The organism is Pseudomonas sp. NY15181, assembly GCF_048068055.1.
Taxonomy (GTDB): domain Bacteria; phylum Pseudomonadota; class Gammaproteobacteria; order Pseudomonadales; family Pseudomonadaceae; genus Pseudomonas.
In genome coordinates this window covers 308,916-332,407 of the sequence record NZ_JBLUPT010000007.1, presented here as the reverse complement: position 1 = coordinate 332,407, position 23,492 = coordinate 308,916, and the positions used below count along the sequence as shown (strand labels likewise).

Annotated in this window: 17 protein-coding genes and 1 pseudogene; 5 read left to right on the top strand and 13 right to left on the bottom strand. The window is 65.5% G+C overall.

From position 1 onward, the window contains the following. Nucleotides 1-173: pseudogene (locus ACNFBT_RS18350) on the bottom strand (urocanate hydratase); the annotation flags it as partial. Between the two features lie 582 nt (nt 174-755). Between ACNFBT_RS18350 and ACNFBT_RS18345 the strand changes: the two are divergent. From ACNFBT_RS18345 to ACNFBT_RS18335, 3 genes are all read left to right on the top strand, one after another. After that, nucleotides 756-1,550, top strand: coding sequence for a transporter substrate-binding domain-containing protein (locus ACNFBT_RS18345; RefSeq protein WP_416751712.1), 795 nt, complete (start codon nt 756-758; stop codon nt 1,548-1,550). A gap of 81 nt (nt 1,551-1,631) precedes the next feature. After that, nucleotides 1,632-2,654 carry an ABC transporter permease subunit gene (locus ACNFBT_RS18340; protein ID WP_416751710.1) on the top strand — a complete coding sequence of 341 codons (1,023 nt, stop codon included), beginning with the start codon at nt 1,632-1,634 and terminating at the stop codon, nt 2,652-2,654. Then, entirely contained in the window at nt 2,647-3,381 is a 735-nt protein-coding gene (locus tag ACNFBT_RS18335) for an amino acid ABC transporter ATP-binding protein (RefSeq protein ID WP_416751708.1), read from the top strand. The genes ACNFBT_RS18340 and ACNFBT_RS18335 overlap by 8 nt, the downstream gene beginning before the upstream one ends. A gap of 350 nt (nt 3,382-3,731) precedes the next feature. On the opposite strand, the gene ACNFBT_RS18330 is transcribed toward ACNFBT_RS18335, so the two are convergent. Together ACNFBT_RS18330 and hutC are read right to left on the bottom strand one after the other, a co-directional pair. Continuing rightward, nucleotides 3,732-4,322 carry a HutD family protein gene (locus ACNFBT_RS18330; RefSeq protein WP_416751706.1) on the bottom strand — a complete coding sequence of 197 codons (591 nt, stop codon included), beginning with the start codon at nt 4,320-4,322 and terminating at the stop codon, nt 3,732-3,734. Then, a complete protein-coding gene (hutC, locus tag ACNFBT_RS18325) occupies nt 4,319-5,071 on the bottom strand; it encodes a histidine utilization repressor (protein ID WP_416751704.1) in 753 nt (250 codons plus the stop codon). The genes ACNFBT_RS18330 and hutC overlap by 4 nt, the downstream gene beginning before the upstream one ends. 97 nt (nt 5,072-5,168) lie before the next feature. On the opposite strand from hutC, the gene ACNFBT_RS18320 reads away from it, so the two are divergent. Continuing rightward, the gene (locus tag ACNFBT_RS18320; protein WP_416751702.1) at nt 5,169-6,533 is read left to right on the top strand and encodes a formimidoylglutamate deiminase; all 1,365 of its coding nucleotides are present in this window, start codon (nt 5,169-5,171) and stop codon (nt 6,531-6,533) included. Nucleotides 6,534-6,749: 216 nt separating this feature from the next. Here the strand turns inward: ACNFBT_RS18320 and bamE are convergent, their stop codons facing one another. The 9 genes from bamE to thiI form a co-directional block, all read right to left on the bottom strand. Then, nucleotides 6,750-7,004 (bottom strand): outer membrane protein assembly factor BamE domain-containing protein, encoded by a 255-nt coding sequence (gene bamE, locus ACNFBT_RS18315; protein ID WP_416751700.1) that lies wholly within the window; start codon nt 7,002-7,004, stop codon nt 6,750-6,752. Nucleotides 7,005-7,077: 73 nt separating this feature from the next. Then, on the bottom strand, nt 7,078-7,689 hold the full coding sequence (locus ACNFBT_RS18310; RefSeq protein WP_416751698.1) for a DUF924 family protein: 612 nt from the start codon (nt 7,687-7,689) through the stop codon (nt 7,078-7,080). Next, nucleotides 7,689-8,702 (bottom strand): class 1 fructose-bisphosphatase, encoded by a 1,014-nt coding sequence (locus ACNFBT_RS18305; protein ID WP_416751696.1) that lies wholly within the window; start codon nt 8,700-8,702, stop codon nt 7,689-7,691. Before ACNFBT_RS18305 ends, ACNFBT_RS18310 begins: the two co-directional genes overlap by 1 nt. Before the next feature lie 144 nt (nt 8,703-8,846). After that, entirely contained in the window at nt 8,847-9,377 is a 531-nt protein-coding gene (gloA, locus tag ACNFBT_RS18300) for a lactoylglutathione lyase (protein ID WP_416751694.1), read from the bottom strand. 303 nt (nt 9,378-9,680) lie between these two features. Continuing rightward, a complete protein-coding gene (gene estP, locus ACNFBT_RS18295) occupies nt 9,681-11,588 on the bottom strand; it encodes an esterase EstP (protein WP_416751692.1) in 1,908 nt (635 codons plus the stop codon). Between the two features lie 105 nt (nt 11,589-11,693). Next, nucleotides 11,694-13,058: a DUF3999 domain-containing protein gene (locus ACNFBT_RS18290; protein WP_416751690.1), complete on the bottom strand. Its 1,365-nt coding sequence runs from the start codon at nt 13,056-13,058 to the stop codon at nt 11,694-11,696. After that, nucleotides 13,055-16,753: a DUF2339 domain-containing protein gene (locus tag ACNFBT_RS18285; RefSeq protein WP_416751688.1), complete on the bottom strand. Its 3,699-nt coding sequence runs from the start codon at nt 16,751-16,753 to the stop codon at nt 13,055-13,057. Before ACNFBT_RS18285 ends, ACNFBT_RS18290 begins: the two co-directional genes overlap by 4 nt. A 203-nt stretch (nt 16,754-16,956) precedes the next feature. After that, a complete protein-coding gene (gene typA, locus ACNFBT_RS18280) occupies nt 16,957-18,774 on the bottom strand; it encodes a translational GTPase TypA (protein ID WP_416751686.1) in 1,818 nt (605 codons plus the stop codon). A gap of 167 nt (nt 18,775-18,941) precedes the next feature. Next, nucleotides 18,942-20,396, bottom strand: coding sequence for a tRNA uracil 4-sulfurtransferase ThiI (gene thiI, locus ACNFBT_RS18275; protein ID WP_416751684.1), 1,455 nt, complete (start codon nt 20,394-20,396; stop codon nt 18,942-18,944). A gap of 331 nt (nt 20,397-20,727) precedes the next feature. Between thiI and glnA the strand changes: the two genes are divergently transcribed. Beyond that, nucleotides 20,728-22,137, top strand: a complete 1,410-nt coding sequence (gene glnA, locus ACNFBT_RS18270; RefSeq protein ID WP_207886279.1) for a glutamate--ammonia ligase — start codon at nt 20,728-20,730, stop codon at nt 22,135-22,137. 142 nt (nt 22,138-22,279) lie between these two features. Here the strand turns inward: glnA and ACNFBT_RS18265 are convergent, their stop codons facing one another. Further along, nucleotides 22,280-23,470 carry a tetratricopeptide repeat protein gene (locus tag ACNFBT_RS18265; protein WP_416751681.1) on the bottom strand — a complete coding sequence of 397 codons (1,191 nt, stop codon included), beginning with the start codon at nt 23,468-23,470 and terminating at the stop codon, nt 22,280-22,282. Between the last annotated feature and the right edge of the window lie 22 nt (nt 23,471-23,492).

The window sequence follows — 23,492 nt, the reverse complement described above, 5'->3', positions numbered from 1 at the left end:
GCGCGGCCGATGCCGCCGTACACCACCAGCTCCTTCGGGTTTTCAGCCACCTCCGGGTCGAGGTTGTTCATCAGCATGCGCAGCGGGGCTTCGGTGAGCCAGCTCTTGGCATTCAGCTGGTTGCCACGCGGGGCACGGATTTCGACGTCACGAAAACGGGTGGGCTTGGTCATGGGGGCCTCCGGAGAAGGGGGTTATCGCCTGTTCTTGTTCGTTTGCCACGTCAGGGCACGCAAATATGTAAGCATGTATATACAATCATAATCAAGAATATTTTTTGCGCCGCCGATAGCCGTTGCACGCCGTCTGCAAGCCCATGAATTACATGGTGCTCTCACTCCACCCGGGGACTCCGCCATCGTCCGGCAGCGAAGCCGGCACCGGAAAAATCGAGCGAAAAGGCCAGCCCCAAGAGAGCCCCGGTTGCCGCTCCGCCGTTCCTACGGCCTGACGCCACCCCCGACCCGAGCCTTCGATGACTCCCGGCACAGCCCATACGACGCGGGCTCCAGCGACTCGGCCCCGGCTTATGCATAACGGGAATAAAATTCCCGCGCGACGTAACAATGAGTAACAACGCGCTGCTTCCAGTCGCCTGTTCGGATTGTTCCCCAGCTGCAATGGCACCTTGCCGCACGGTTGTTTCCCGTGTGGGCAAAAGGCTTGGCCCGCATGTTGCTATCTACCTGTATATACAGGCTAGATCAATACAGCACGTATCCATAGCAAGCCCTCCTAAACAACAAGAGACGCCCATGAGAAAAATCCTGTCGATGCTCCTGCTTTCCACCTGCGCACTCACCGGGCTGACGGCCCATGCCGGCGCCATTGATGACGCGGTCAAGCGGGGCTCCCTGCGCGTCGGCATGGACCCGACCTACATGCCCTTCGAGATGACCAACAAGCGCGGCGAGATCATCGGTTTCGAAGTGGACCTGCTCAAGGCCATGGCCAAGTCCATGGGCGTCAAGCTGGAGCTGGTGTCCACCAGCTACGACGGCATCATCCCGGCCCTGCTGACCGACAAATTCGACATGATCGGCTCGGGCATGACCCTCACCCAGGAGCGCAACCTGCGCATCAACTTCTCCGATCCCTTCATCGTGGTCGGCCAGACCCTGCTGATCCGCAAGGAGCTGCAAGGCGAGATCAAGTCCTACAAGGACCTGAACGATCCGAAGTACCGCATCACCTCCAAGATCGGCACCACCGGCGAGATGGTCGCCAAGAAGCTGATCGGCAAGGCCCAGTACCACGGCTTCGATAATGAGCAGGAAGCGGTGATGGACGTGGTCAACGGCAAGTCCGACGCCTTCATCTACGACGCGCCCTATAACGTGGTGGCGGTGAACAAGGCCGGCGCCGGCAAGCTGGCGTTCCTGGAGAACCCCTTCACTTACGAGCCGCTGGCCTTCGGCCTGAAGAAGAACGACTACGACAGCCTCAACTGGATCAACAACTACCTGCGCCAGGCCCGGGAAGACGGCTCCTACGAGCGCATCCACAGCAAGTGGTTCAAGGACACCGACTGGCTGAAAGACATGGAATAAGCAGCCTGATATCCGGCGGGTCCCGGCATCGCTCCGGGCCCTGCCCCGCATGACCTCAACGCCTACGGTCGAGATCTCTCTATGAATACGCTTATACGACGCCTGCTGCCTGGCGCCGCCCTGGCCGGACAGCCGTCCGCGAAAAGCCCCCGCAAGCAGGGCCAGTGGCCCTGGCATGCGCTGACCATTTTCCTGCTGATCGCGCTGGCCTATGGCCTCTGGTACTCGACCTCGCTGATCTCCTACGAGTGGCGCTGGAACCGCGTGCCGCAGTATTTCGCCTACCACGCCGAGGACACCCAGCGCGCCGCCGAGGCAGGCACCGTGGCAAAGATCGCCGACGACGGCGACCTCGCCCGCGTGACCCTCACCGGCGAGAACGGCAAGGAGCAGGTACTGAGCGTTGCCCGCGACAGCCTGCAGGTCAGCCAGGGCGATGACATCGCCGAAGGCGACGCCGTCGGCGTGACCCGCCACTGGGCCGCCGGCCCGCTGTTCTGGGGGCTGTGGACCACCCTGTGGATCTCCTTCGTGTCCGGCGCCGTCGGCCTGCTGATCGGCCTGTTCACCGGGCTCTGCCGCCTGTCGAGCAACCCCACGCTGCGCGATCTGTCCACCGTCTATGTCGAGCTGGTGCGCGGCACGCCGCTGCTGGTGCAGATCTTCATCTTCTACTTCTTCATCGGCACCGTGCTGAACCTCTCCCGCGAGTTCGCTGGGGTGGCCGCGCTGGCGCTGTTCACCGGCGCCTATGTGGGCGAGATCGTCCGCGCCGGCGTGCAGTCCATCGCCCGTGGCCAGAACGAGGCGGCGCGCTCCCTGGGCCTGAACGCCGCGCAGTCGATGCGCCACGTGATCCTGCCGCAGGCCTTCAAGCGCGTACTGCCGCCGCTGGCCGGGCAGTTCATCAGCCTGGTGAAGGACACCTCGCTGGTCTCGGTGATCGCCATCACCGAGCTGACCAAGAGTGGCCGCGAGGCGATCACCACCTCGTTCTCCACCTTCGAAATCTGGTTCTGCGTTGCAGCGCTCTACCTGCTGATCAACCTGCCGCTGTCGCAGATCGCCAACAAGCTGGAGCGGAGGCTCGGGAAAAGTGATTGAAGTCCGTGATCTGATTAAGACCTTCGACGCCCGTGGCCAACTGGTCCGCGCGGTGGACAACGTCGGCACCTCCGTGGCCAAGGGCGAAGTACTGGTGGTACTGGGGCCGTCCGGCTCGGGCAAGTCCACCTTCCTGCGCTGCCTGAACGGCCTGGAAGAACTGGACTCCGGCTCGATCGTCATCGATGGCGTCGACCTGGCCAACCCGAAGACCGACATCAACGCCTACCGCCGCGAAGTCGGCATGGTGTTCCAGCACTTCAACCTGTTCCCGCACATGACCGTGCTGGAAAACCTCTGCCTGGCTCAGAAGGTCGTGCGCAAGCGCGGCAAGGCCGAGCGCGAGGAGAAGGCCCAGGCGCTGCTGGCCAAGGTCGGTATCGCTCAGAAGGCCAACGAGTATCCCTCGCGCCTTTCCGGCGGCCAGCAGCAGCGCGTGGCCATCGCCCGCGCACTGTGCATGGAACCCAAGGTAATGCTGTTCGACGAGCCCACCTCGGCGCTCGACCCGGAGATGGTCGGCGAGGTGCTGGATGTGATGAAGACCCTGGCCCAGGAAGGCATGACCATGGTCTGCGTCACCCACGAAATGGGCTTCGCCCGCGAAGTGGCCGACCGCGTACTGTTCTTCGATCACGGCAAGCTGCTGGAAGACGCACCGCCCGCGCAGTTCTTCGACCGCCCGCGCGATCCGCGTGCGCAGGCGTTCCTCAAGCAGGTGCTTTGAGGTCGGGAGCGTGTTGAAAGGAATGCCGCCTTCGGGCGGCTTTCTTGTGCCTGCTCGACGGCGATGGGTTGGCTCTGTGGCTCTCGTAGGAGCAACTGTCTTCTACCGGGCTAATCCCTGCCTGCACTTCCCCCTCACCCCAGCCCTGGCTACGCGCCCCGCTCCTCAGGGAGAGGGAGCCGTCCGTGCCGGCTGAGACTACGGCCTCATCCTGCACCGAACGGTCTCCTCTCCCGCTCCTCAAACGAGAAAACACTGGGGTGAGGGAACGCAGGCACAAATTGCCCAAAGGAAGACAACTACCGCGCCGCGTACAACCGCGAACGGTTGTACGCCCTACAGGGCTGCTCTCAGCGGGGAAGCAGCTCGATCAGGCAGCAGGCACCGCCCGCCTCGGCCCGCAGCTCGAACGCCGCCAGCTCCGCCTCGCCCTCGATACGCAGGCAATCATATCGACCGACTTCCGCCAGCGAGGCGCCGCCCCGGCGCAGCTCAAGCCCTTGAGCGGCACTGAACAGCAGCAAGGTGGCGGCGGAACTGAAGAAGCGTTGCGGCTGCTCCAGCGACAACCACTGCAGGCGCGCGCGGTAACGTACGGGGGAATAGATCAGGTTGAAATCACGGATGGCGCCGCCCAGCAGACGGCAATCCACCTCGCTGTCGCCAGAGAAGGCGAAGGCATCGAGCTGGCGCAGCGGCCGGGACTTCTCGCCATCGACCGTCAGTTGCATCCCCTCGCCTTCCAGCACCGTGATGATCCGCTGGTAACCGGTGAACGCGGAGAAGCCGCCGTCGGCGCCGACATCGGCAATCGACAGGCGCCAGCCGAAGCCATCCAGCCCCGCCCCGGCATCACGGGCGATTTCCAGCGTGCTGCCGGCACCATTTTTCCAGGGCATGCGCGGATAGTCGGCTGCCTTGAAGTGTTGAATCTGCGTCATGAACTGAAACGCCCCTCCAGGCGATGTCGCGAGCCCGGATGGATCAGGCGCGCGGAAGTAACGGCCTGGTTGCCGGACCAGGTACGGCGGCGAATCAGCAGGCAAGGCTCGTTATGCTCGATCTGCAGCAGCCGGCACTCCTCCGCCTCGGCGAGCACCGCCTCGACCACGTGCTCGCCCTCGGTCAGCGGGGCGACGCGGGAGAGGTAGGCGTAAGGCGTCTGGACGGTGAAGTCCTGCTTGAGATAGTCGGGTGCCACCGCCGCATTCACGTAGCGGTCTTCCAGCTGGATCGGCACCCCGTTCTCGTAGTGCACGATCAGCGAATGGAACACCCGCTGGCCGCTGCGCAGGTCGAGGGCCAGCGCCCGCTCGGAATTGGCCAGCTCCTCGGCCAGGCGAATCACCTTGCAGTGATGACGGTGACCCCGCGCGGCGATTTCATCGGCGATGTTGTTCACCGAAAACAGCGCGGAACGCCCCTTCGGCTCGGCGACAAAGGTTCCGACCCCCTGCATGCGCAGCAGCAGCCCTTCGGCGGTGAGCTCGCGCAGGGCGCGGTTGATGGTCATGCGGCTGAAGCCCAACTCCTCGACCAGCTCGCTCTCCGACGGGACACGGTGGTGCGCAGGCCAGGTTCCGCTCTGGATCTGCTGGACGATCATCTGCTTGACCTGGGCATAGAGCGGCGCAGGCGTATCGCTGAGCTGAGCCGCCAGCGACGAGGACCTCGACGGCGTTTTGATCACGGTGATTCTCCTTGTCATCTGCGAAAGCAGTTTACGCTCGATGCAAACACATGTATATGTATATACAAATAAATATGAGTTACACAGGTAACAAATCATGCCCGCTTTGATCGCACCCTGCGCATTGCTGCCCGAGGGCTGGGCCTACGACGTGCGCCTGGATATTTCCGCTTCGGGCGTCCTGGAGAAAATCTCCATCGGTGGCTCCAGCGAAGGCGCCGAGCGCCTGCGCGGCCCGGTGCTGGCCGGCATGCCGAACCTCCACTCGCACGCCTTCCAGCGTGCCATGGCGGGCCTGGCGGAAGTCGCCGGCAACCCCAACGACAGCTTCTGGACCTGGCGCGACCTGATGTATCGCCTGGTCGGCCGCCTGTCGCCCGAGCAGGTCGGGGTGATCGCCCGCCAACTCTACATCGAGATGCTCAAGGCCGGTTACACCGGCGTCGCCGAATTCCATTACGTGCACCACGACGCCGACGGCAAGCCCTACGCCAACCCGGCGGAGCTGGCCCTGCGCGTCAGTCAGGCCGCAGCCGACGCCGGCATCGGCCTGACCCTGCTGCCAGTGCTCTACTCCCATGCCGGCTTCGGTGGCCAGGCGCCGAGCGAAGGCCAGCGCCGCTTCATCAACAGCACCGAAGGCTACCTGAAGCTGATCGACGGCCTGCGCTCGCACCTGGCGCCCCAGCCGCAGCAGAGCGTCGGCCTGTGCTTCCACTCCCTGCGCGCGGTTACCCCGCAGCAGATCGCCGAAGTGCTCGGCGCCGACTCCACCGGTTGCCCGGTGCACATCCACATCGCCGAGCAGCAGAAAGAGGTCGACGACTGCCTGGCCTGGAGCGGCCGCCGTCCGTTGCAGTGGCTGTACGAGAACGTCGCGGTGGACGAGCGCTGGTGCCTGGTCCACGCCACCCACGCCGAAGCCGACGAAGTGACCTCGATGGCGCGTAGCGGCGCCGTGGCCGGCCTGTGCCTTACCACCGAAGCGAACCTGGGTGACGGCATCTTCCCGGCGGTGGACTACCTCGCCCAGGGCGGCCGCTATGGCATCGGTTCGGACAGCCACGTCTCCCTGAGCGTGGTCGAGGAACTGCGCTGGATGGAATACGGCCAGCGCCTGCGCGACCAACGCCGCAACCGCCTGTATGGAGCCAACCAGCCCATGGTCGGCCGCACCCTGTTCGACGGTGCCCTCGCCGGCGGTGCCCAGGCCCTTGGCCAGCCCACTGGCGCACTGGCCGCCGGCAAGCGCGCCGACCTGCTGGTGCTCGATGGCAGCGATCCGTATCTGCAGACCGCCAGCGGCGATGCGATCCTCAACCGCTGGCTGTTCGCCGGTGGCGACCGCCAGGTGCGCGACGTGATGGTCGCCGGCCAGTGGCGGGTACGCGATGGCAAGCATGCTCTCGAAGAACAGAGCACCCGCGAGTTCACCGATGTGCTGCATGAACTGCTGAACTGATCTGCGCGTAGCCGGCTTTTGTTCGCGATCCTATGAAGAGCGGTCCGGCGTACGTGTAGGAGCGAGCTTGCTCGCGAACCGCACGGCACCGGGGCAATCACGGACAAAGTCCGCTCCTACGCTTTTCCGCACCCAATAAAAAACGCCCCGAGGGGCGTTTTTTATTGGAATGCGAAAGCACGGTCGCATCCGACCCTGGCGCCAGCTTCCGCCGGCTTACTTCAGGCCCTGGGCGGAGAACAGCAGCACCTTGTCACCGGCGTACTGGATGCTGATGAAGGCCTTGTCATCACCCCAGGTGCAGCTGGATACGCCCAGCGCGCCGGAGCATTCGGTCGGCTTGCCGAGCAGGCCCTCGACCTCGGCCTTGGTCATGCCGGTTTTGATCTTGGAATAGTTATCCTGGTTGATCTTGCTGCAGGCAGCCAGGACGACACAGAACGCGACGAGCGCAAGGCGGCGGAAGGACATCGACAACTCCATTGTGTAAGGGGCATGCCAACAAGCTTGGCACAGGGCGACCGGATCGGCCGCCGTGTTGGAGTCAAAAACGCGAGCCGGGTTCCGTGAGGAACTGCGTTTCCTCGTCGCTGCATGGGCGCCCGAGAATGGCATTGCGGTGGGGGAAGCGGCCGAAGCGGGCGATTACCGCCTGATGCTTGCGCGCATAGGCGAGATACCCGGCGAACAGGACCTTTTCGCGGTCGCTGGATTCGGCCTGCAGCGCCTCGTACAGGCGCACCGCCTCGTCCTGGCTGGCCAGGTCCTCGGCGTGCTCCAGCACGATGTAGACGAACACCCGCTCGATGCGCGGAAGCTTGCGATCGAAACCAGCCTCCAACCCCCGGCGCACCAGTTGCTGGGCGCGGGCGTCACCGGCATAGGCGCGCGGGCTGTCGCGAAAGATCATCCGCGGCAGCTGGTCGAGCAGCAGGATCAGCGCCAGCCAACCCTGCGGCTCCTCGGCCCAGTCTTCCAGGCCACCACCGTCCAGGGCCTGGCGCACCAGGCCGCCGAAACGGTTCTCGGAGTCCACGTCCTGGCAGGCGCTCTTGCCGAACCACAGCGAGTTACGCTGCTCGGACACCTCGACGGCGTCCAGCGAGCTGCCGAACCACCAGTCCAGCAGTGCCTGCCAGTGAGACTCCGCGGCCATCAGCCTTCCTTGTGGTAGGCGGTGGCGCGCTCGACTTCTTCCTTGGAACCCAGGAACACCGCAACGCGCTGGTGCAGGTTCTCCGGCTGGATGTCGAGGATGCGCTGGTGGCCGTTGGTGGCGGCGCCGCCGGCCTGTTCGATGATGAAGGACATCGGGTTGGCTTCGTACATCAGGCGCAGCTTGCCCGGCTTCTCCGGCTCGCGGGAGTCGCGCGGGTACATGAACACGCCGCCGCGGGTCAGGATACGGTGCACGTCGGCCACCATGGAGGCGATCCAGCGCATGTTGTAGTTCTTGCCCAGCGGGCCTTCCTTGCCAGCCAGCAGTTCGCTGACGTAGCGCTTCACCGGGGCTTCCCAGTGGCGCTCGTTGGACATGTTGATGGCGAATTCGGCGGTGCTGGTGGGAACGGTGATGTTCTCGTGGGTCAGCACGAAGCTGCCCAGCTCGCGGTCCAGGGTGAAGCCCTTGACGCCGTTGCCCAGGGTCAGGATCAGCATGGTCTGCGGGCCGTAGATGGCGTAGCCGGCGGCGACCTGGGTGGTGCCCGGCTGGAGGAAGGCTTCCTCACGCAGGCTGTCGTTCTGGCTCAGGTACTCATGCGGGCAGCGCAGCACGGAGAAGATGGTGCCGACCGAGACGTTGACGTCGATGTTGGAGGAGCCGTCCAGCGGATCGAAGACCAGCAGGTAGGCACCTTTCGGGTACTTGCCGGGGATCTGGTAGGGATGGTCCATTTCCTCGGAAGCCATGCCGGCCAGGTTGCCGGCCCACTCGTTGGCTTCCAGCAGGATTTCGTTGGACATCACGTCCAGCTTCTTCTGCACTTCGCCCTGCACGTTCTCGGTGCCCATGCTGCCCAGCACGCCACCGAGGGCACCCTTGGACACGGCATGGCTGATTTCCTTGCAGGCGCGCGCCACCACCTCGACGAGGAAGCGCAGGTCGGCCGGGGTGTTGTGACTGCGGGTCTGCTCGATCAGATAGCGGCTCAGGGTAACGCGGGACATGAAAGGCTCCAGGGGAGAAGGGGAAAAATCAGGGCGCATTCTAGCGTGGAATCGGGCGCGTTGCCTCCTGCACGGTGGCCGCGCCGATTGCTTGGAACCCGCCAGCCACGGGCAGTTCCCCGGGCCAAAGCGCAGCTGCGGCCTTCAGCCGCGTCCCATCTCGCCGTTGAGCGAGGCCTGGACGATCTCGACCCAGTAACCATCGGGGTCGGCAATGAACGCGACGTTCTTCATGCCCCGCGCCAGCGGCTTGACGAACGGTACGCCCAGCGCCTCGAAGCGCGCGCAGGCCGCCTGGATATCCGGCACCGAGAAACAGATGTGGCCGAAGCCGCGCGGCTCGCCATTGCCGTTGTGGTACTGGCTGTCGTCGGACTCGGTGCCCCAGTTGTGGGTCAGTTCCAGCACCGACTCGCGGCCGAAGGTGTAGCGCTGGCGCTCGCCGGTGTCATCGGGCACGTCATGTCCCTTGGTGTGGGCGAGGAAGTACAGGGAGAAGCGGCCTTCCTCGAAGTCCAGCCGGCGCAGCAGGCGCATGCCCAGCACGCGGGTGTAGAAGTCCAGCGACGGCTCCGGGTTCTTCACCCGCAGCATGGTGTGGTTGAACACATAGTCCTGGGTGACGGCTTCCGGCTCGGCACAGACGCCGGGCTGCAGTTCGGTGGTGAAGGTCATGGCGGGTCCTCGTGAATCGGACCGCCAGTGTAGGGAGGCGCGGGATTGGCGGGGTAACAGCGGGGTATTACGGGGTACTGGTCTGGCATTGGCGCGGAAGCGAAACCCCCTCCCCCCAGCCCTCTCCCCAGGGGAGAGGGAGCGGGTCGGTGCGCGACTGCATTACGGAGTCATCCTTCCACCGAAACTGGGGCGAAGCTGCGCACGCGGTAACCGAGCACTTCGATCAGCCCCCTCTCCCTCCGGGAGAGGGTTGGGGGGAGGGCGACGCCTGGCACCAGGTCCCGCCCATCCCCGTACCGATCAGAAGTCCAGGCTCAACGCCAGGTTCACGCCCTGCTGCAGGTCATCGCTGCTGTGGTGCGCGCTGTAGCCGCCGCGCAACGACAGCTCCGGCGTCAGCTTCTGCGAGAAGCCCAGCGACAAGCGCTGCATGTGGCTCTGCGGGGTGTAGCCATCCAGGGTGAAGCCATTGGCCGGCAGGCTGGTGAAGTTCATCCCGACGTTCTGGGTGTCGTCGGCGTACTCGCGCTCCACCGCTACTTCGCCGAACAGCTGGGTGGCGGCGGACAGGTCGAGCTTGCCCTGCAAGCCTGCACCGAGACGACGGGAGTAGCGATCCTGCTCGTCGAAGGCCAGCGACGTGGAATGGCCGCCATCCTCTTCGTAGCTGTCCACTTTCACCCGCGCCCAGTCGGCGCTGACGAAGGGCGACAGGTGCCAGTTCTCGCCGCCCTGGGCGATGTCGTAGCCAAGACGACCGCTGAGGGCCAGCAGGCTGCCGTTGGTGTCGCCCTTTTCCTCGACGGTGCGGTCGACAAGGGTGAACTTGCGATTGGCCTCGTCGTAGTCGAGGTGGCCGCCGGTCACCGCGGCGTCGGCCCACCAGCGGTTCTGCTGGTACTGCGCGAACAGGCTGCCGAGGTAGCTGTTGAGCTTGTAGTCGGAGTCCTCGGCGCCGGCCTCCAGCTTCTGCCGGTAGAAGCCGACAGCGGCGCCGACGCGCCAGGCGTCGTCGAGGCGGTAGCTGCCGCCCAGGGTCAGGTTGTAGCCGAAGCCATCGCCGCTGGCGGCGCTGTCCTGGTCGTCGTAGTCCAGGTGCTGGCCGCCCCCGGAGATGAAGCCGCGCCATTGGCCCGTGGCCTGCCAGCTCTCCCAGTCCGCCAGCCATTGGCTGTGCAGCGTGTCCTGGAAGCCGTTATAGGTACCCAGCGCCATCTCCGGCAGCAAGGTGGCTTCCCAGGGGGCGGCCAGTACCGAATAGGCATAGTCGGCGATCAGGCGCTGGCCGGCGATGGTCGGGTGCACGCCATCGTTGAAGATCAGCTTGGTCGGGTCGGGGTTGCTGCCGTGGCGTCCGTAGACCGGGTTTTCCGGGCAGTTGTTGCCGCTGAAGCAGGTACCCACCAGGTTGGTGCCGGTAGCCAGGCCGTAGGCGCCCGGGTCGGTCAGGACTTCCTTGAGCAACCCCGGGATGTTCAGCGGGATGACGTTGGCGTCGGAGGCGGCGAGCTGGCTGACCAGCTCCTGGTTGAAGATGCCGGACAGCTGGGTGCCGATGGCCTGCAGCGGGCCGCCGTTGGTGGCCGGCGCCAGGCCCAGATCGGGCAGCAGCCAGACCATGATGTAGCGCGCGCCGGCGTTGTGAAGCGCATCCACGCTGTCCACCAGGCGCCCGGCCGCCGCGCGCGCGGTGGGGTCGTTGGTGATTCGCAGCTGGAGGAAGTCGTTGCCGCCGCCGGTAAGGTAATAGAGCGCGTTCGGGTCCGCCCGACGCCCCACCAGATAGCCGTCGCGGGTGCGGGTGTTGCCCCCGGCGCTGACCACCGAGCCCCCCGGCGCGGTGATGGAGTCGTAGATCTGGTCGGTACGGTAGCCGCCCACCGCCCAGTTGTTGCCGTCCTGGGTGCCGCTGACCAGCGAGGTGGAGGGGTTGAGGTCGGCGGAGGAGACGCCCAGCTTGCCACCGAGGATCATCGGCGCGGTCGGCCCGAAGGCTTCGCCGTGGCCTTCCAGGTAGGTCGGGCCGGTGCGGTTGGTGAAGCGCGTGGAGCCGCCCGCCGGGCCGCCGGCGTCGGGGAACTGGCCCGAATCGCTGAGGCTGTCGCCGAACACCACCATGGTCGAATAAGGGGAAGGGGCTGCCGAGGCCTGCGAGGCAATCGCCAATACGCAGGCAGCCGCCAACGGGGTGAGCGCCTGTCTGATCATCCTGCTACTCCGTGCTTGTTTTTATTGGGCGGACAGAACGCCCTCACAGTAGCAGAGTTTTCCCAGGCGGCACCCCTATCTCGCGGCTATCTCCGTGAACCTTGCTCAGTTTTGCGCTCGACTGCCGCGCAACAGGCTCAGCGCCATCAACCCGAGCAGGCCGACGCCGGCGAGCAGCACAGCCCACAATCCATAACGCTTCCAGCGGCCATCCGCCTTGGGCGGCGCGCCAGGTGTCTCGACGGCCTGGGTCTGCAGGCTTCCCTTCAGATGGGCTTCGCCCATGGCGGACAAGCGCTTGGCGTCGAAGCCCGGCACCAGGGTGGGCAGCGGCAGGCTGCCATCGGCCGCCGACGAACTGCCGACCGCCAACTGGTAGGGCTCGCCGCCACGGGCGAGGAAGACCACCTCGGTGGCGCGCACGCCAATGCTCAGGTTCGCCGTCGCGCCGCCCAGGCCACCGCCCCGTGCGTCCAGTTGCAGGCGCAGCTGGCTGACCGACGCGCCGGGCAGTTCCAGCTCTTCCTGGGTGATCTCGCCGCCCTCCCCCGGCAAGCGGTAGAGCACGCCGCGCGCCAGCGGCGTCCATTGCACATTGCCGTCGTGGCGGCCGGAAAGCGCCACCGGCGCCAGGGTGTTGGCCTGCGCCAGCGGAATCCGTACCCGCTCCACCGGCAGCGCCAGCGGCAGGCTCCAGCTGAACTCGCCATTGGCGTCGGCCTTGGCCACCAGCGGCGCGGACCACAGCATGGGGACAGGCCCGGTGCTGCTGCGGCTGCCGCTCAGGGTGGCGCCGCTCAACTGCGCGGCCCGCTCCGGCGACTCCCACCACAGGCGCAGGTAACGCGCGGTCTCGCCAGGCAAGGCGATGTCGTTCTGCTCGATGCGCTGGCCATTGAAGTCCAGCCGCGCCAGCTGCCCTTCGCCGAGGGAGCGCCAGTGCTCCAGGTCGTCGCTGGCCTCGATGCGCAGGCGCTGGAAGCCATCGGCCTCGGCCGTCCATTCCAGCTGCAGGCGATCCAGCGGCAGGTCGCCGCTGCCGGTTTCCAGCAGCCAGCCGCGCAGGACCTGCTGCGGGTCCTGGGCCGGCGCGCTCGGGGTGATCTCCAGAATGGTGCCCGTGGTGCTGCGTACGACTTTCACGCTGTCGGCGGCGGCGCTGCCGCTCTGCCCGCGCAGCGGGAAGATGCGCGCCTGCACCTCGCTGCGCACCCGGCTCTCACTGGCCGCGCCAGTGCGCAGGCTGTAGGGCAGCGCCTCGCCTTCGGCGTTGAAGATGCGCACATCGCGCAGGTCGCCATGACGGGCAGCGAACAGCACCTCGATCGGCAATTGCAGGCGGTACCAGGGCCCCTTGCCGGCGATCTCCAGCGGCACCTGGTTGGCGAAGTCCGCCGGGGCCGGCGCGGCGCCGGCGGTGGAACCCAGCACCCAGGCGCTGGCGATCAGGAAAAACGGTTTCAGCTTCATGCAGAGGGTTGCTCCTGTTGCGGCGGCGGGGCTGGCCGACGCGGCGGCAGCGGCGCGAAGTAGCCGACGATCAGCATCAGCACGCCGACGCCGATGAAGGAAATGATGCGTTCCAGGCTGCCGCCGCTGGCGCGGTCGACGAGGAACAGCTTGATCACCACGACCGCCAGCAGTGCCGCGCCGACCAGCCAGAAATCACGGCGGCCGCGCAGGTGCCCGGCAATCATCAGACCCAGCGCGATCAGCGCCCAGACGATGGACAGGCCCGCCTGTACCAGCATCGACTCGCGCAGGGCGAAGGCGTCGAACGGCACGCCACCCCAATGGTGCGCGGTCCGGCACACCGCCAGGGTCAGCAGGGCGAACAGCGAGGCGCCCAGCACGGCCTGCACCGGCAGGCGCAGCCTGGATTCGGCGAATCCGAGCTGCGGCAGGCCCAGGCGCGTCCACTGGAACACCGCCGCCAGCACGATCAGCATGCCCAGCTCCAACGGGTTGAGCAGCGGCAGATAAGGCAGCGGCTCCGCCGAACCGTCGCTGAACAGGTTGACCAGCCAGAACCAGCCCAGCAACGCCACGGCCACCGGCACGGCGGCAATCGCCCGGTACTCGCGCTCGAAGGCCGCCACCGGCCACGGCAGGCGCCGCACGCCGCCCATCAGGATCAGGTAGAAGCTCGGCACCAGCGCCCAGCCCAGCCAGCGCCAGGCGTTGTAGTGCTCGGCCAGGGCAAAGAACAGGTAGCGCAGCTCCAGCGCCGCCACCCCGAGGATCAGCCAGCAACCCAGCACATGGGCCGCCTGCGCCGCCACTCGGGGCAGCAGCGCATCGAGTCGGCGCAGCGCGAAGAAGTGCACGGCGAACAGCGCCAGCCAGCCGAGCCAGCCCAGTTGTGCCAGCGGGTGGTATTCCAGGTTCCAGGCACTGGCCAGCGCCACGACGCCCAGCGGCGACAGCGCCAGGCACAACAAGGCCAGCGCGCGCCATTGCTCGCGGCGCGCCAGCAGCGACCAGAGCGCCACGCTGACGGCGGCGACCAACAGCGCCACGTGCTCGCGCATCTGCGCCGGCACGAAGCGGGCGATTTCCCACAGCGCCGTCAGCGCCCACCAGCCGGCGCCCCAGATCAACAGCAGTTGCGACAGCTGCTCCAGGCCCAGCCCGCCCAGCGCCAGGCGACGTTCATGCTCGCTGGCCCGATGCAGGCGCCAGGCACCGACCAGCGCCGCCAGCGCCAGCACCGCCGGTGTCCAGAAGCCCATGTGCGCCAGCGGCTTCAGCCCCTCTCTGGGCAGATCGCCGAACAGCGCCGGGCCGCCGATCAGGAAGGCACCCGCGCCGATCACCTGCAGCACCAGGCCGAAGACGAAGGCCGCACGCTGCTGCAATTGCAGGCTCAGCCCGAGGATCAGCAGGCCGCTGCCGGCCCAGACGGCGGCCGCGGTCTGCCACGGCAACACGAAGAGCACGGCGAGGTTGATGAAGGCCAGGCCCAGCAGCAGGACGACGCTCAGGCCGAGCATCAGCCGGCGGTCGTCGCGCACCAGGGAATCGCGCGCGGCGATCAGCATGGCGGCGATCAGCGCCAGGCCGATCAGCGAAGCCGTCACCAGTCCACGCCAACCCGAGCCGAGCACACCGCTCCCCGCCTCGGCCCCGCGCAGGTGCAGGAGGAAGATCGCACCGCCCAGCAATTGCACCGCGAAGGCGCAGGCCAGGAAGGTGCGTGAACGCAGGCGCAAACCGGCGAACAGCGTGGCCAATCCCGCAACCGCCCAGACCATCGCGGTGCCGTCGGCCCGCAGGCACAGCGGCGCGATCAGGTAGAGGAAGCCCAGGCCGAAGGTCGCCAGCAGCGGGCGCACGTTCGGCTCCCAGCCGCGCAGCGTCTGCGGATCGGCATTACGCAGGTTCCAGAAGCTGAACAGCAGCGCCACACCGAGCATCAGTGCGCCCAGCGGCGCGCCTTCCAGCAGCTGCAGCGACAGCGGATCGGAGCGCAGGTCGGCGAGGAACGCCAGCGCCGCGCCGATCTGCAACAACAGCGCGAAGATGCGCGCCAGCGGCCGCTGCTGGCGCAGGCCCAGCCAGTAGATGCCGGCGCCCTCCACGGCCCAGGCGGCGGAGGTCCAGCGTGCGTCGAGGCCCAGCGGGATCGCCAGCGTGCCGAACACCACGCCCAGCGCCAGGCAGGTTTCCACCAGCAGCAGCGCGCGGCCGGCGGTGCGCCCGGCCAGCAGGCGGGCGAGGACCATGTAGAACAGACCGAGCGCCAGCGCACTGAACGCCGCGCCGAACTCCAGGTGCTGGATGACGCCGTATTGCAGGCCGAAGCCCAGCAGCGGCGTGCCGAACAGCACGGTGCCGTCAACGTAGTCGGCCTGCCGCGCCGACCAGCGCAGCAAGGCGTCACGGGAATCGTCCGATGGCCCGCCCGCCGCTTCATGCAGACGGCGACGGGCAAACAGCAGGCCGATGGCGACGTAGGTAAGGAAGAACAGGACCAGGAACGGCTCGGTGGTGGCGAGCAGCTCTGGTTTGTAGGAGCGCAGCCCCCAGGCCAGGCCGATGCCGAAGGTACCGAAGAAGCCGATCAGGTTGAGCATCCGCCAGGCCTTGAACCAGGCGATGGCGAAGATGCCGGCGTTGAGCAGGGCGAAGTAGCTGAACAGGGCGACATGGTTGCCGCCACCGGTGGATGCCAGAATCGGCGCGGCGAAGCCACCCAGCGCGGCGGCGGCGGCGAGGCCGAGGGCGTCCTGGAGAATGGCGAGGATCGCCGAGAACAGGGTGACCGCCACCAGCAGCAGGAAGCCGGCCTGCGGGTCGATCAGCACCTCGCCGTGGTTCATGGCCGGGTACAGCTTGATGCCGGCGAACACCGTCAGGTAAAGCACGGCAATGCCGGTGCCCTGCAGGACCAGCGCGTAGGCCGGGCGCCTCTGGCGCAGCCACCAGCCCAGGCCGAGGAGCGCCAGCGCCGCGGCGGCGGTACCGATGTAGGGCCCTTGCGGCGGCATGGTCATGCCTTCGGTGGCGTAGCGCAGCAGGAAGGCCAGGCCGAGGAACAGCAGCACCACGCCGACACGCAGCACGGTGTTGCCGCCCAGCAGCCAGTCGCGGGCGGCGCCAAAGGCGCGGTCGAACAGTGAAGGAGCCGGAGGCAGTGGCGGCACTGGCGGTGCGGCGGGAGATGCCTGGGGTTGAGGCACCTCGGCTCGTGCTTGCGGCGCTTCCGCGCGGGGAACAGGCACTTCCAGCGGTTCGAGGGCCAGTTCGGACCATTCGATGGGCGCTTCGACAGACGCAGCGGCGGCCGCTGGCGCGGGTACCGGCTCGGCGGGCAGCTCGATGTCCCAGTCGAGATCAGCGGCCTCGGCAACGGCAGGTGCCGGCTCGGGCGCTTCAGGCGCAAGCGCCTGCGCCAATGGCTCAGGTGCAGGTGCGCCCTGCCTGTCCTGGACGGATTGCTCAACCTTGAGCAGGCGCTCGTAGAGCTTTTCGGTACCGAGTTCGAAGCGATCAGCGAATGCCGACAACTCCCGACTCATCGCCGCGTTGCGCCGCTGCAACGCCTGCAGTGCGATCGCCTGCCCCAGCGCGAGGCCAACCACCGCGCCCAACACCGCCCCGGTGATCGACTCGCCCGCAGCGGCGCCGATGACCAGGCCGACCAGCATGAAAATCCATTGCATGCTTTCGAATCCTTGAAGTTCTGAACGAATCCATCCCGAACCGGGCGGCAACGCCCGAAAGGCTGAGTATACCGGTCCGCCTCCGTGACCGGTCTCCTACAGACTCACAGCCTTGAATATTCAGACGACACAAAACCGCTTCGCAGCCACGCGGAAACGAAAAAGCCGGGCATAAGCCCGGCTCTATCGTCGTACTGGTCGACTTAGACCTTGCTGCGCTCGTAGCGCTTGCGGTCGTTCTCGTCGAGCAGCTTCTTGCGCAGACGGATCGACTTCGGCGTCACTTCCACCAGCTCGTCATCAGCGATGAATTCCAGCGCCTGCTCCAGGGTGAAGCGGATCGGCGGAACCAGGGCGATGACTTCGTCCTTGCCCGAAGCGCGCATGTTGTCGAGCTTCTTGCCTTTGGTGGGGTTGATCACCAGGTCATTGTCACGGCTGTTGATGCCGGCCAGCTGGCCTTCGTAGATCTCGTCGCCTGGGCCGAGGAACAGCTTGCCGCGGCTTTGCAGGGTTTCCAGCGAGTAGGTCAGCGCGGTGCCGGTGGCCATGGAGACCAGTACGCCGTTCTGACGGTTGCTGACTTCGCCGGCCTTGATCGGGCCGTAGTGGCTGAAGGTCGAGGTCAGGATGCCGGTGCCCGAGGTCAGGGTCAGGAAGTTGTTACGGAAGCCGATCAGGCCACGCGCCGGGATGGTGTATTCCAGGCGCACGCGGCCCTTGCCGTCGGGGATCATGTTGGTCAGATCGCCCTTGCGCAGGCCCATCTGCTCCATCACCGAGCCCTGGTGCTGCTCTTCGATGTCGATGGTGACGTTCTCGTAGGGCTCCTGCTTCTCGCCGTCCTTCTCGATGATCACCACTTCCGGACGGCCTACGGCCATCTCGAAGCCTTCACGGCGCATGGTTTCGATCAGAACCGAGAGGTGCAGTTCGCCACGGCCGGAGACCTTGAACTTCTCCGGGCTCTCGCCTTGCTCGACGCGCAGGGCCACGTTGTGCAGCAGTTCCTTGTCCAGACGCTCCTTGATGTTGCGGCTGGTGACGAACTTGCCTTCCTTACCGGCGAACGGCGAGTCGTTGACCTGGAAGGTCATGCTCACGGTCGGCTGGTCGACGGTCAGCGGCGGGCGGGCTTCGACGTTCTGCGGGTCGCACAGGGTGTCGGAGATGAACAGCTCGTCCATGCCGGACACGCAGACGATGTCGCCGGCTTCGGCGTCGGCGACTTCAACGCGCTGCAGGCCCGAGTGGCCCATGATCTTCAGGATGCGACCGTTGCGCTTGGTGCCGTCGTCGCTGATGGCAACTACCGGGGTGTTGGCCTTGACGCGGCCACGGGCGATACGGCCGATGCCGATCACGCCGAGGAAGCTGTTGTAGTCCAGCTGGGAGATCTGCATCTGGAACGGGCCGTCGACGTCCACTTCCGGAGCTGGAACGTGGTCGATGATCGCCTGGAACAGCGCGTCCATGTTGTCGTCCATCTTCTCGTGGTCCATGCCGGCGATGCCGTTCAGGGCACTGGCGTAGACGATCGGGAAGTCCAGCTGCTCGTCGGTGGCGCCGAGGTTGTCGAACAGGTCGAAGATCTGGTCGATGACCCAGTCAGGACGCGCGCCCGGACGGTCGATCTTGTTCACCACCACGATCGGACGCAGGCCGGCCTTGAAGGCCTTCTGGGTCACGAAGCGGGTCTGCGGCATGGGGCCGTCCTGGGCGTCAACGACCAGCAGTACGGAGTCCACCATGGACATCACACGCTCTACCTCGCCGCCGAAGTCGGCGTGGCCGGGGGTGTCCACGATGTTGATGTTGTAGCCGTTCCACTTGATGGCGGTGTTCTTCGCCAGAATGGTAATGCCGCGTTCTTTTTCCTGGTCGTTGGAGTCCATCACGCGCTCGCTTTCCGCTTCTTTGCGGTCGAGGGTGCCGGACAGCTTCAGCAGCTTGTCAACGAGGGTGGTCTTGCCATGGTCGACGTGGGCGATGATGGCGATATTGCGCAGTTTTTCGATCACAGTGTCAGTCTCGAGAGTGAATCTTCGGCTGCCTTCAGGCAGCGGGGCCGGGCCGTGGCGCGGCAGTGCAAAAGGTCAGGGCGTGAGCCTACGCACCGAATGTGTCGGGTGGTCGATGGCGGATACTGCCGCCGAACAGTCCAGGCTGGCGGCGTTGGTCCGCACCTTTATTGCGGACGGTAAACACGCACATTGGTGTGCCCTTCGTTGACCAGGTGGTGGGCGTGCAGGCGACTCATCACGCCCTTGTCGCAGTACAGGAGGTACTGGCGGTTGGGGTCCAGTTCCTTGAACTTGCTGTTGATCGCGTAGAACGGCATCGGCAGCACTTCGATACCTTCGAGCGCCAGCGGTTCATCTTCCTGGGCATCCGGGTGACGGATGTCCACCACGATCTGACCCGGCAGCACTTCGTCGACCATCTCCACCGGCAGATCCTTGCCCAGCTCGTCGATCACCCGATCGACGGTCATCTGGGTGGAGCGCTCCAGGGCGCGGTCGAGCACGGCCATGTCGAACTTGGTTTCTTCGTGTTCGACGCGGTACGGCTTGGCCTGGGTGGTCGGGTTCACCGAGATCACGCCGCAGTATTCGGGCATGTGCTTGGCGAACTCGGCGGTGCCGATCTGGGTCGCGGTGTCGATGATATCCTGCTTGTGGCTGACGATCAGCGGGCGCAGCACCAGGGTGTCGGTCACCCGGTCGATCACCGAGAGGTTCGGCAGGGTCTGGCTGGACACCTGGGAGATCGCCTCGCCGGTCACCAGGGCGTTCAGCTCAAGGCGCTCGGCCACACGGCTGGCGGCACGCAGCATCATGCGCTTCAAGGTCACGCCCATGTAGCTGTCGTCGACCTTGGTGAGAATCTCGCCGACCACTTCCTCGAAGGGCACGCTGACGAACAGCACGCGCTGGGAACGACCGTACTTCTCCCACAGGTAGTGCGCCACTTCCATCACGCCTAGCTCATGGGCACGGCCACCGAGGTTGAAGAACACGAAGTGGCTGATCATGCCGCGACGCATCATCTGGTAGGCCGCCACGGTGGAGTCGAAGCCACCGGACATCAGCACCAGCACCTGCTCCAGCGCGCCCAGCGGGTAGCCGCCGAGGCCCTCGTGCTGGGCGTGGATCACGTACAGGCGGTCATAGCGGATTTCCACCCGCACCTGCACTTCCGGATTCTTCAGCGATACGCCCGCGGCGCCGCAGTGCTGGCGCAGGCCGCCGCCGACGTAGCGCTCGACGTCGATGGAGGTGAACGGGTGCTTGCCGGCGCGCTTGCAGCGCATGGAGAAGATCTTGCCCGGCAGCTTGTCGCCGAAGTGCAGCTTGCACTTCTCCAGGATGTCGTCGAAGTCGCCCAGCGGGTACTCGTGCACTTCCAGGAAATGGCCGATGCCCGGTGTGCAGGTCAGGCGCTCGATCATCTCGCGCAGGACCTTCGGATCGGTGACCTGGGTCTCGACGTCCAGGTTGTCCCACTCGCCTTCCACCCGCAGCTCGGGATCGAGGTCGCGGAGCACCGTGCGAATGTTCTTCGCCAGCTGGCGGATGAAGCGCTTGCGCACCGGCCGGCTCTTGATGGTGATTTCCTGGAAGACCTTGACGATGAGTTTCATGCGGACCGGGCGATTGCCATGGGACAGAAAAAAAGGGGCAAGATTATATCCGAAATTGCTCAAGACTTGAGCAGAATTCGGAGACTTTCTTTTAGGTGCACCAAAATGGACGGACGCACCATGACTAAGCACTAAAACGGTGCACAATTACCCTGCAATTCCTGGTTGCGCTCGCCAAAGCCCCGGAAATCAGCGCTTCTGCACGATTGCGGGCACTGGCACGCAACTTGCTCTCTTGTGAGGCAGGTTGCCCTGGCGGAGTATTCCGGCCGGCATCACCCGATACTGGGGCACAGAAAGCTCCCAGCTCTAATCCCTCCTGGAGGACAGCATGTCGTACAAGTCGCAACAACTGATCAAAGATCATGACGTGAAGTGGGTTGACCTGCGCTTCACCGATACCAAAGGCAAGCAGCAGCACGTCACCATGCCGGCTCGCGACGCCCTGGACGATGACTTCTTCGAAGCCGGCAAGATGTTCGACGGCTCCTCCATCGAAGGCTGGAAAGGCATCGAAGCCTCCGACATGATCCTGCTGCCGGACGACAGCACCGCCGTGCTCGACCCGTTCACCGAAGAGCCGACCCTGATCATCGTCTGCGACATCATCGAGCCGAGCACCATGCAAGGCTACGAGCGCGACCCGCGCAACATCGCCAAGCGCGCCGAGGAATACCTGAAGTCCACCGGTATCGGCGACACCGTATTCGTCGGCCCGGAGCCGGAGTTCTTCATCTTCGACGAAGTGAAGTTCAAGTCCGACATCTCCGGCTCGATGTTCAAGATCTTCTCCGAGCAGGCTTCCTGGAACACCGACGCTGACATCGAGTCGGGCAACAAGGGCCACCGCCCGGGCGTGAAAGGCGGCTACTTCCCGGTACCGCCGGTCGACCACGACCACGAAATCCGTACCGCCATGTGTAACGCCATGGAAGAAATGGGCCTGGTCATCGAGGTTCACCACCACGAAGTGGCCACCGCCGGCCAGAACGAGATCGGTGTGAAGTTCAACACCCTCGTTGCCAAGGCTGACGAAGTGCAGACCCTGAAGTACTGCATCCACAACGTGGCCGACGCCTACGGCAAGACCGTGACCTTCATGCCGAAGCCGCTGTACGGCGACAACGGCTCGGGCATGCACGTTCACATGTCCATCTCCAAGGATGGCAAGAACACCTTCGCAGGCGAAGGCTATGCCGGCCTGTCCGATACCGCCCTGTACTTCATCGGCGGCATCATCAAGCACGGCAAGGCCCTGAACGGCTTCACCAACCCGGCCACCAACTCCTACAAGCGTCTGGTTCCGGGCTTCGAAGCCCCGGTCATGCTGGCCTACTCGGCCCGCAACCGTTCCGCCTCGATCCGTATCCCGTACGTTTCCAGCCCGAAAGCCCGCCGCATCGAAGCGCGCTTCCCGGACCCGGCTGCCAACCCCTACCTGTGCTTCGCAGCTCTGCTGATGGCCGGTCTGGACGGCATCCAGAACAAGATTCACCCCGGCGATGCCGCCGACAAGAACCTGTACGACCTGCCGCCGGAAGAGGCGAAGGAAATCCCGCAGGTTTGCGGCAGCCTGAAAGAGGCGCTGGAAGAACTCGACAAGGGCCGTGCGTTCCTGACCAAGGGCGGCGTGTTCACCGACGAGTTCATCGATGCCTACATCGAGCTGAAGTCGGAAGAAGAAATCAAGGTGCGCACCTTCGTGCACCCGCTGGAATACGACCTGTACTACAGCGTCTGATCCACGAATACCTATAAATAGCGTCAGCATTAAGGCCTCCTTCGGGAGGCCTTTTTTATGGGCGATGGAAGCACCTATGAAGAGCCCAGGACGGAGGATGCTCGTCGTTATCCGCCGGCCAAGCATTGCCAGCGAAGCTCGCTCAGAGCAGTCGATAGCGAATCCCCATCTCGCCATCGCGAATCCGCCGGCCGTAACGCGCCGGCAGATTTGCCTCCAGCATCCCCTGCTGCACCGCGCCCTCGTAGGTGCAGATCTCACTCTGCCCGGCATCCTTGTGGTGCAGCGTCCAGACGACCCGGGTGCCGTCAGCCGCGTCGACCGGCAGGCTGAAGCACGTGGCGCCCTCCGCGGCACCGACGTGAAGCTCGACCGGTACGGTGCCGCCGGGGAAAGGCCGGCCATCCAGGAAACCGAACTGCGAGTCATGCTGCAGCAGGCTCTGCTGGGCGTAAGGCCAGACCCACGAACGCAGGAAATACTGGTCGGCGAAGTGCTCCGAGGACACTGGCTGGGCGAGGAAGTTGTCCATCAAGGTGCGCATCGGCGGCAAGGCTCCGGCGCAGACGCCCCAGAGGCCGGCGAGGATCAGCTCGGTATGGGTGGCGTAATCGCGCATGAGGTGGAAACGCTCGCCACCGTTGATCCACTCCTGCACGGCCTCCGCTTCTCGCTGGCCGATCACCGAGTCGGCATCGCGGAAGATCACCCGATGCACGTCCGGCAGGTCGTAGGCCAGGAACCGCCACATGGGCCCGGGCGCCTTCAGTAGCAGAGGATCGGAGACTTCGATCACCCGGCCGCCCTGACGCAGCCGCCCGACGACGGTTGGCGGAACGCTGCCGTCGACGAAGAACACGCAACGCCAATGGGGATAGACGGATGGCTGCTCCAGCACGTTGAGCACGGCGGTCTCGCAGTACTTGGGGTTGGCACCGAACAGCGAGAAGGCAATCAGGTTGCTGTCACGGGTCTGCTCGGAGGGCGGCGGCAGCAGGGGAGCACCCAGCACATCATGCTCCAGCGCCGGGGCGCCGCCGAACTGCTCCAGCCGGCGGTTCAGCGCGGCCGCGCCCCAGCGGCGCACCTCCTCCGGGTTCCGCTTGGCGCCCCAGGCGTGAGCCAACGCGTCATAGATGGCCAAGCCGCTGCCCTTGGCCTTCAGCGCACGCTGGGCGGACTGGATGGCATCGTCCCATTGCTCGAGTTTGATGTTGTAGACCGCCGCATCCATCCACAGCACGGCGTGCTGCGGAGCCATGCGCAGGGCCTGCTGCGCGCATTGCAATGCCGTGTGGTAGTCGCCTCGAGCGCTGGCCGCAATGGCGGGCACTCTAATTGGCCAGCGCTGACGC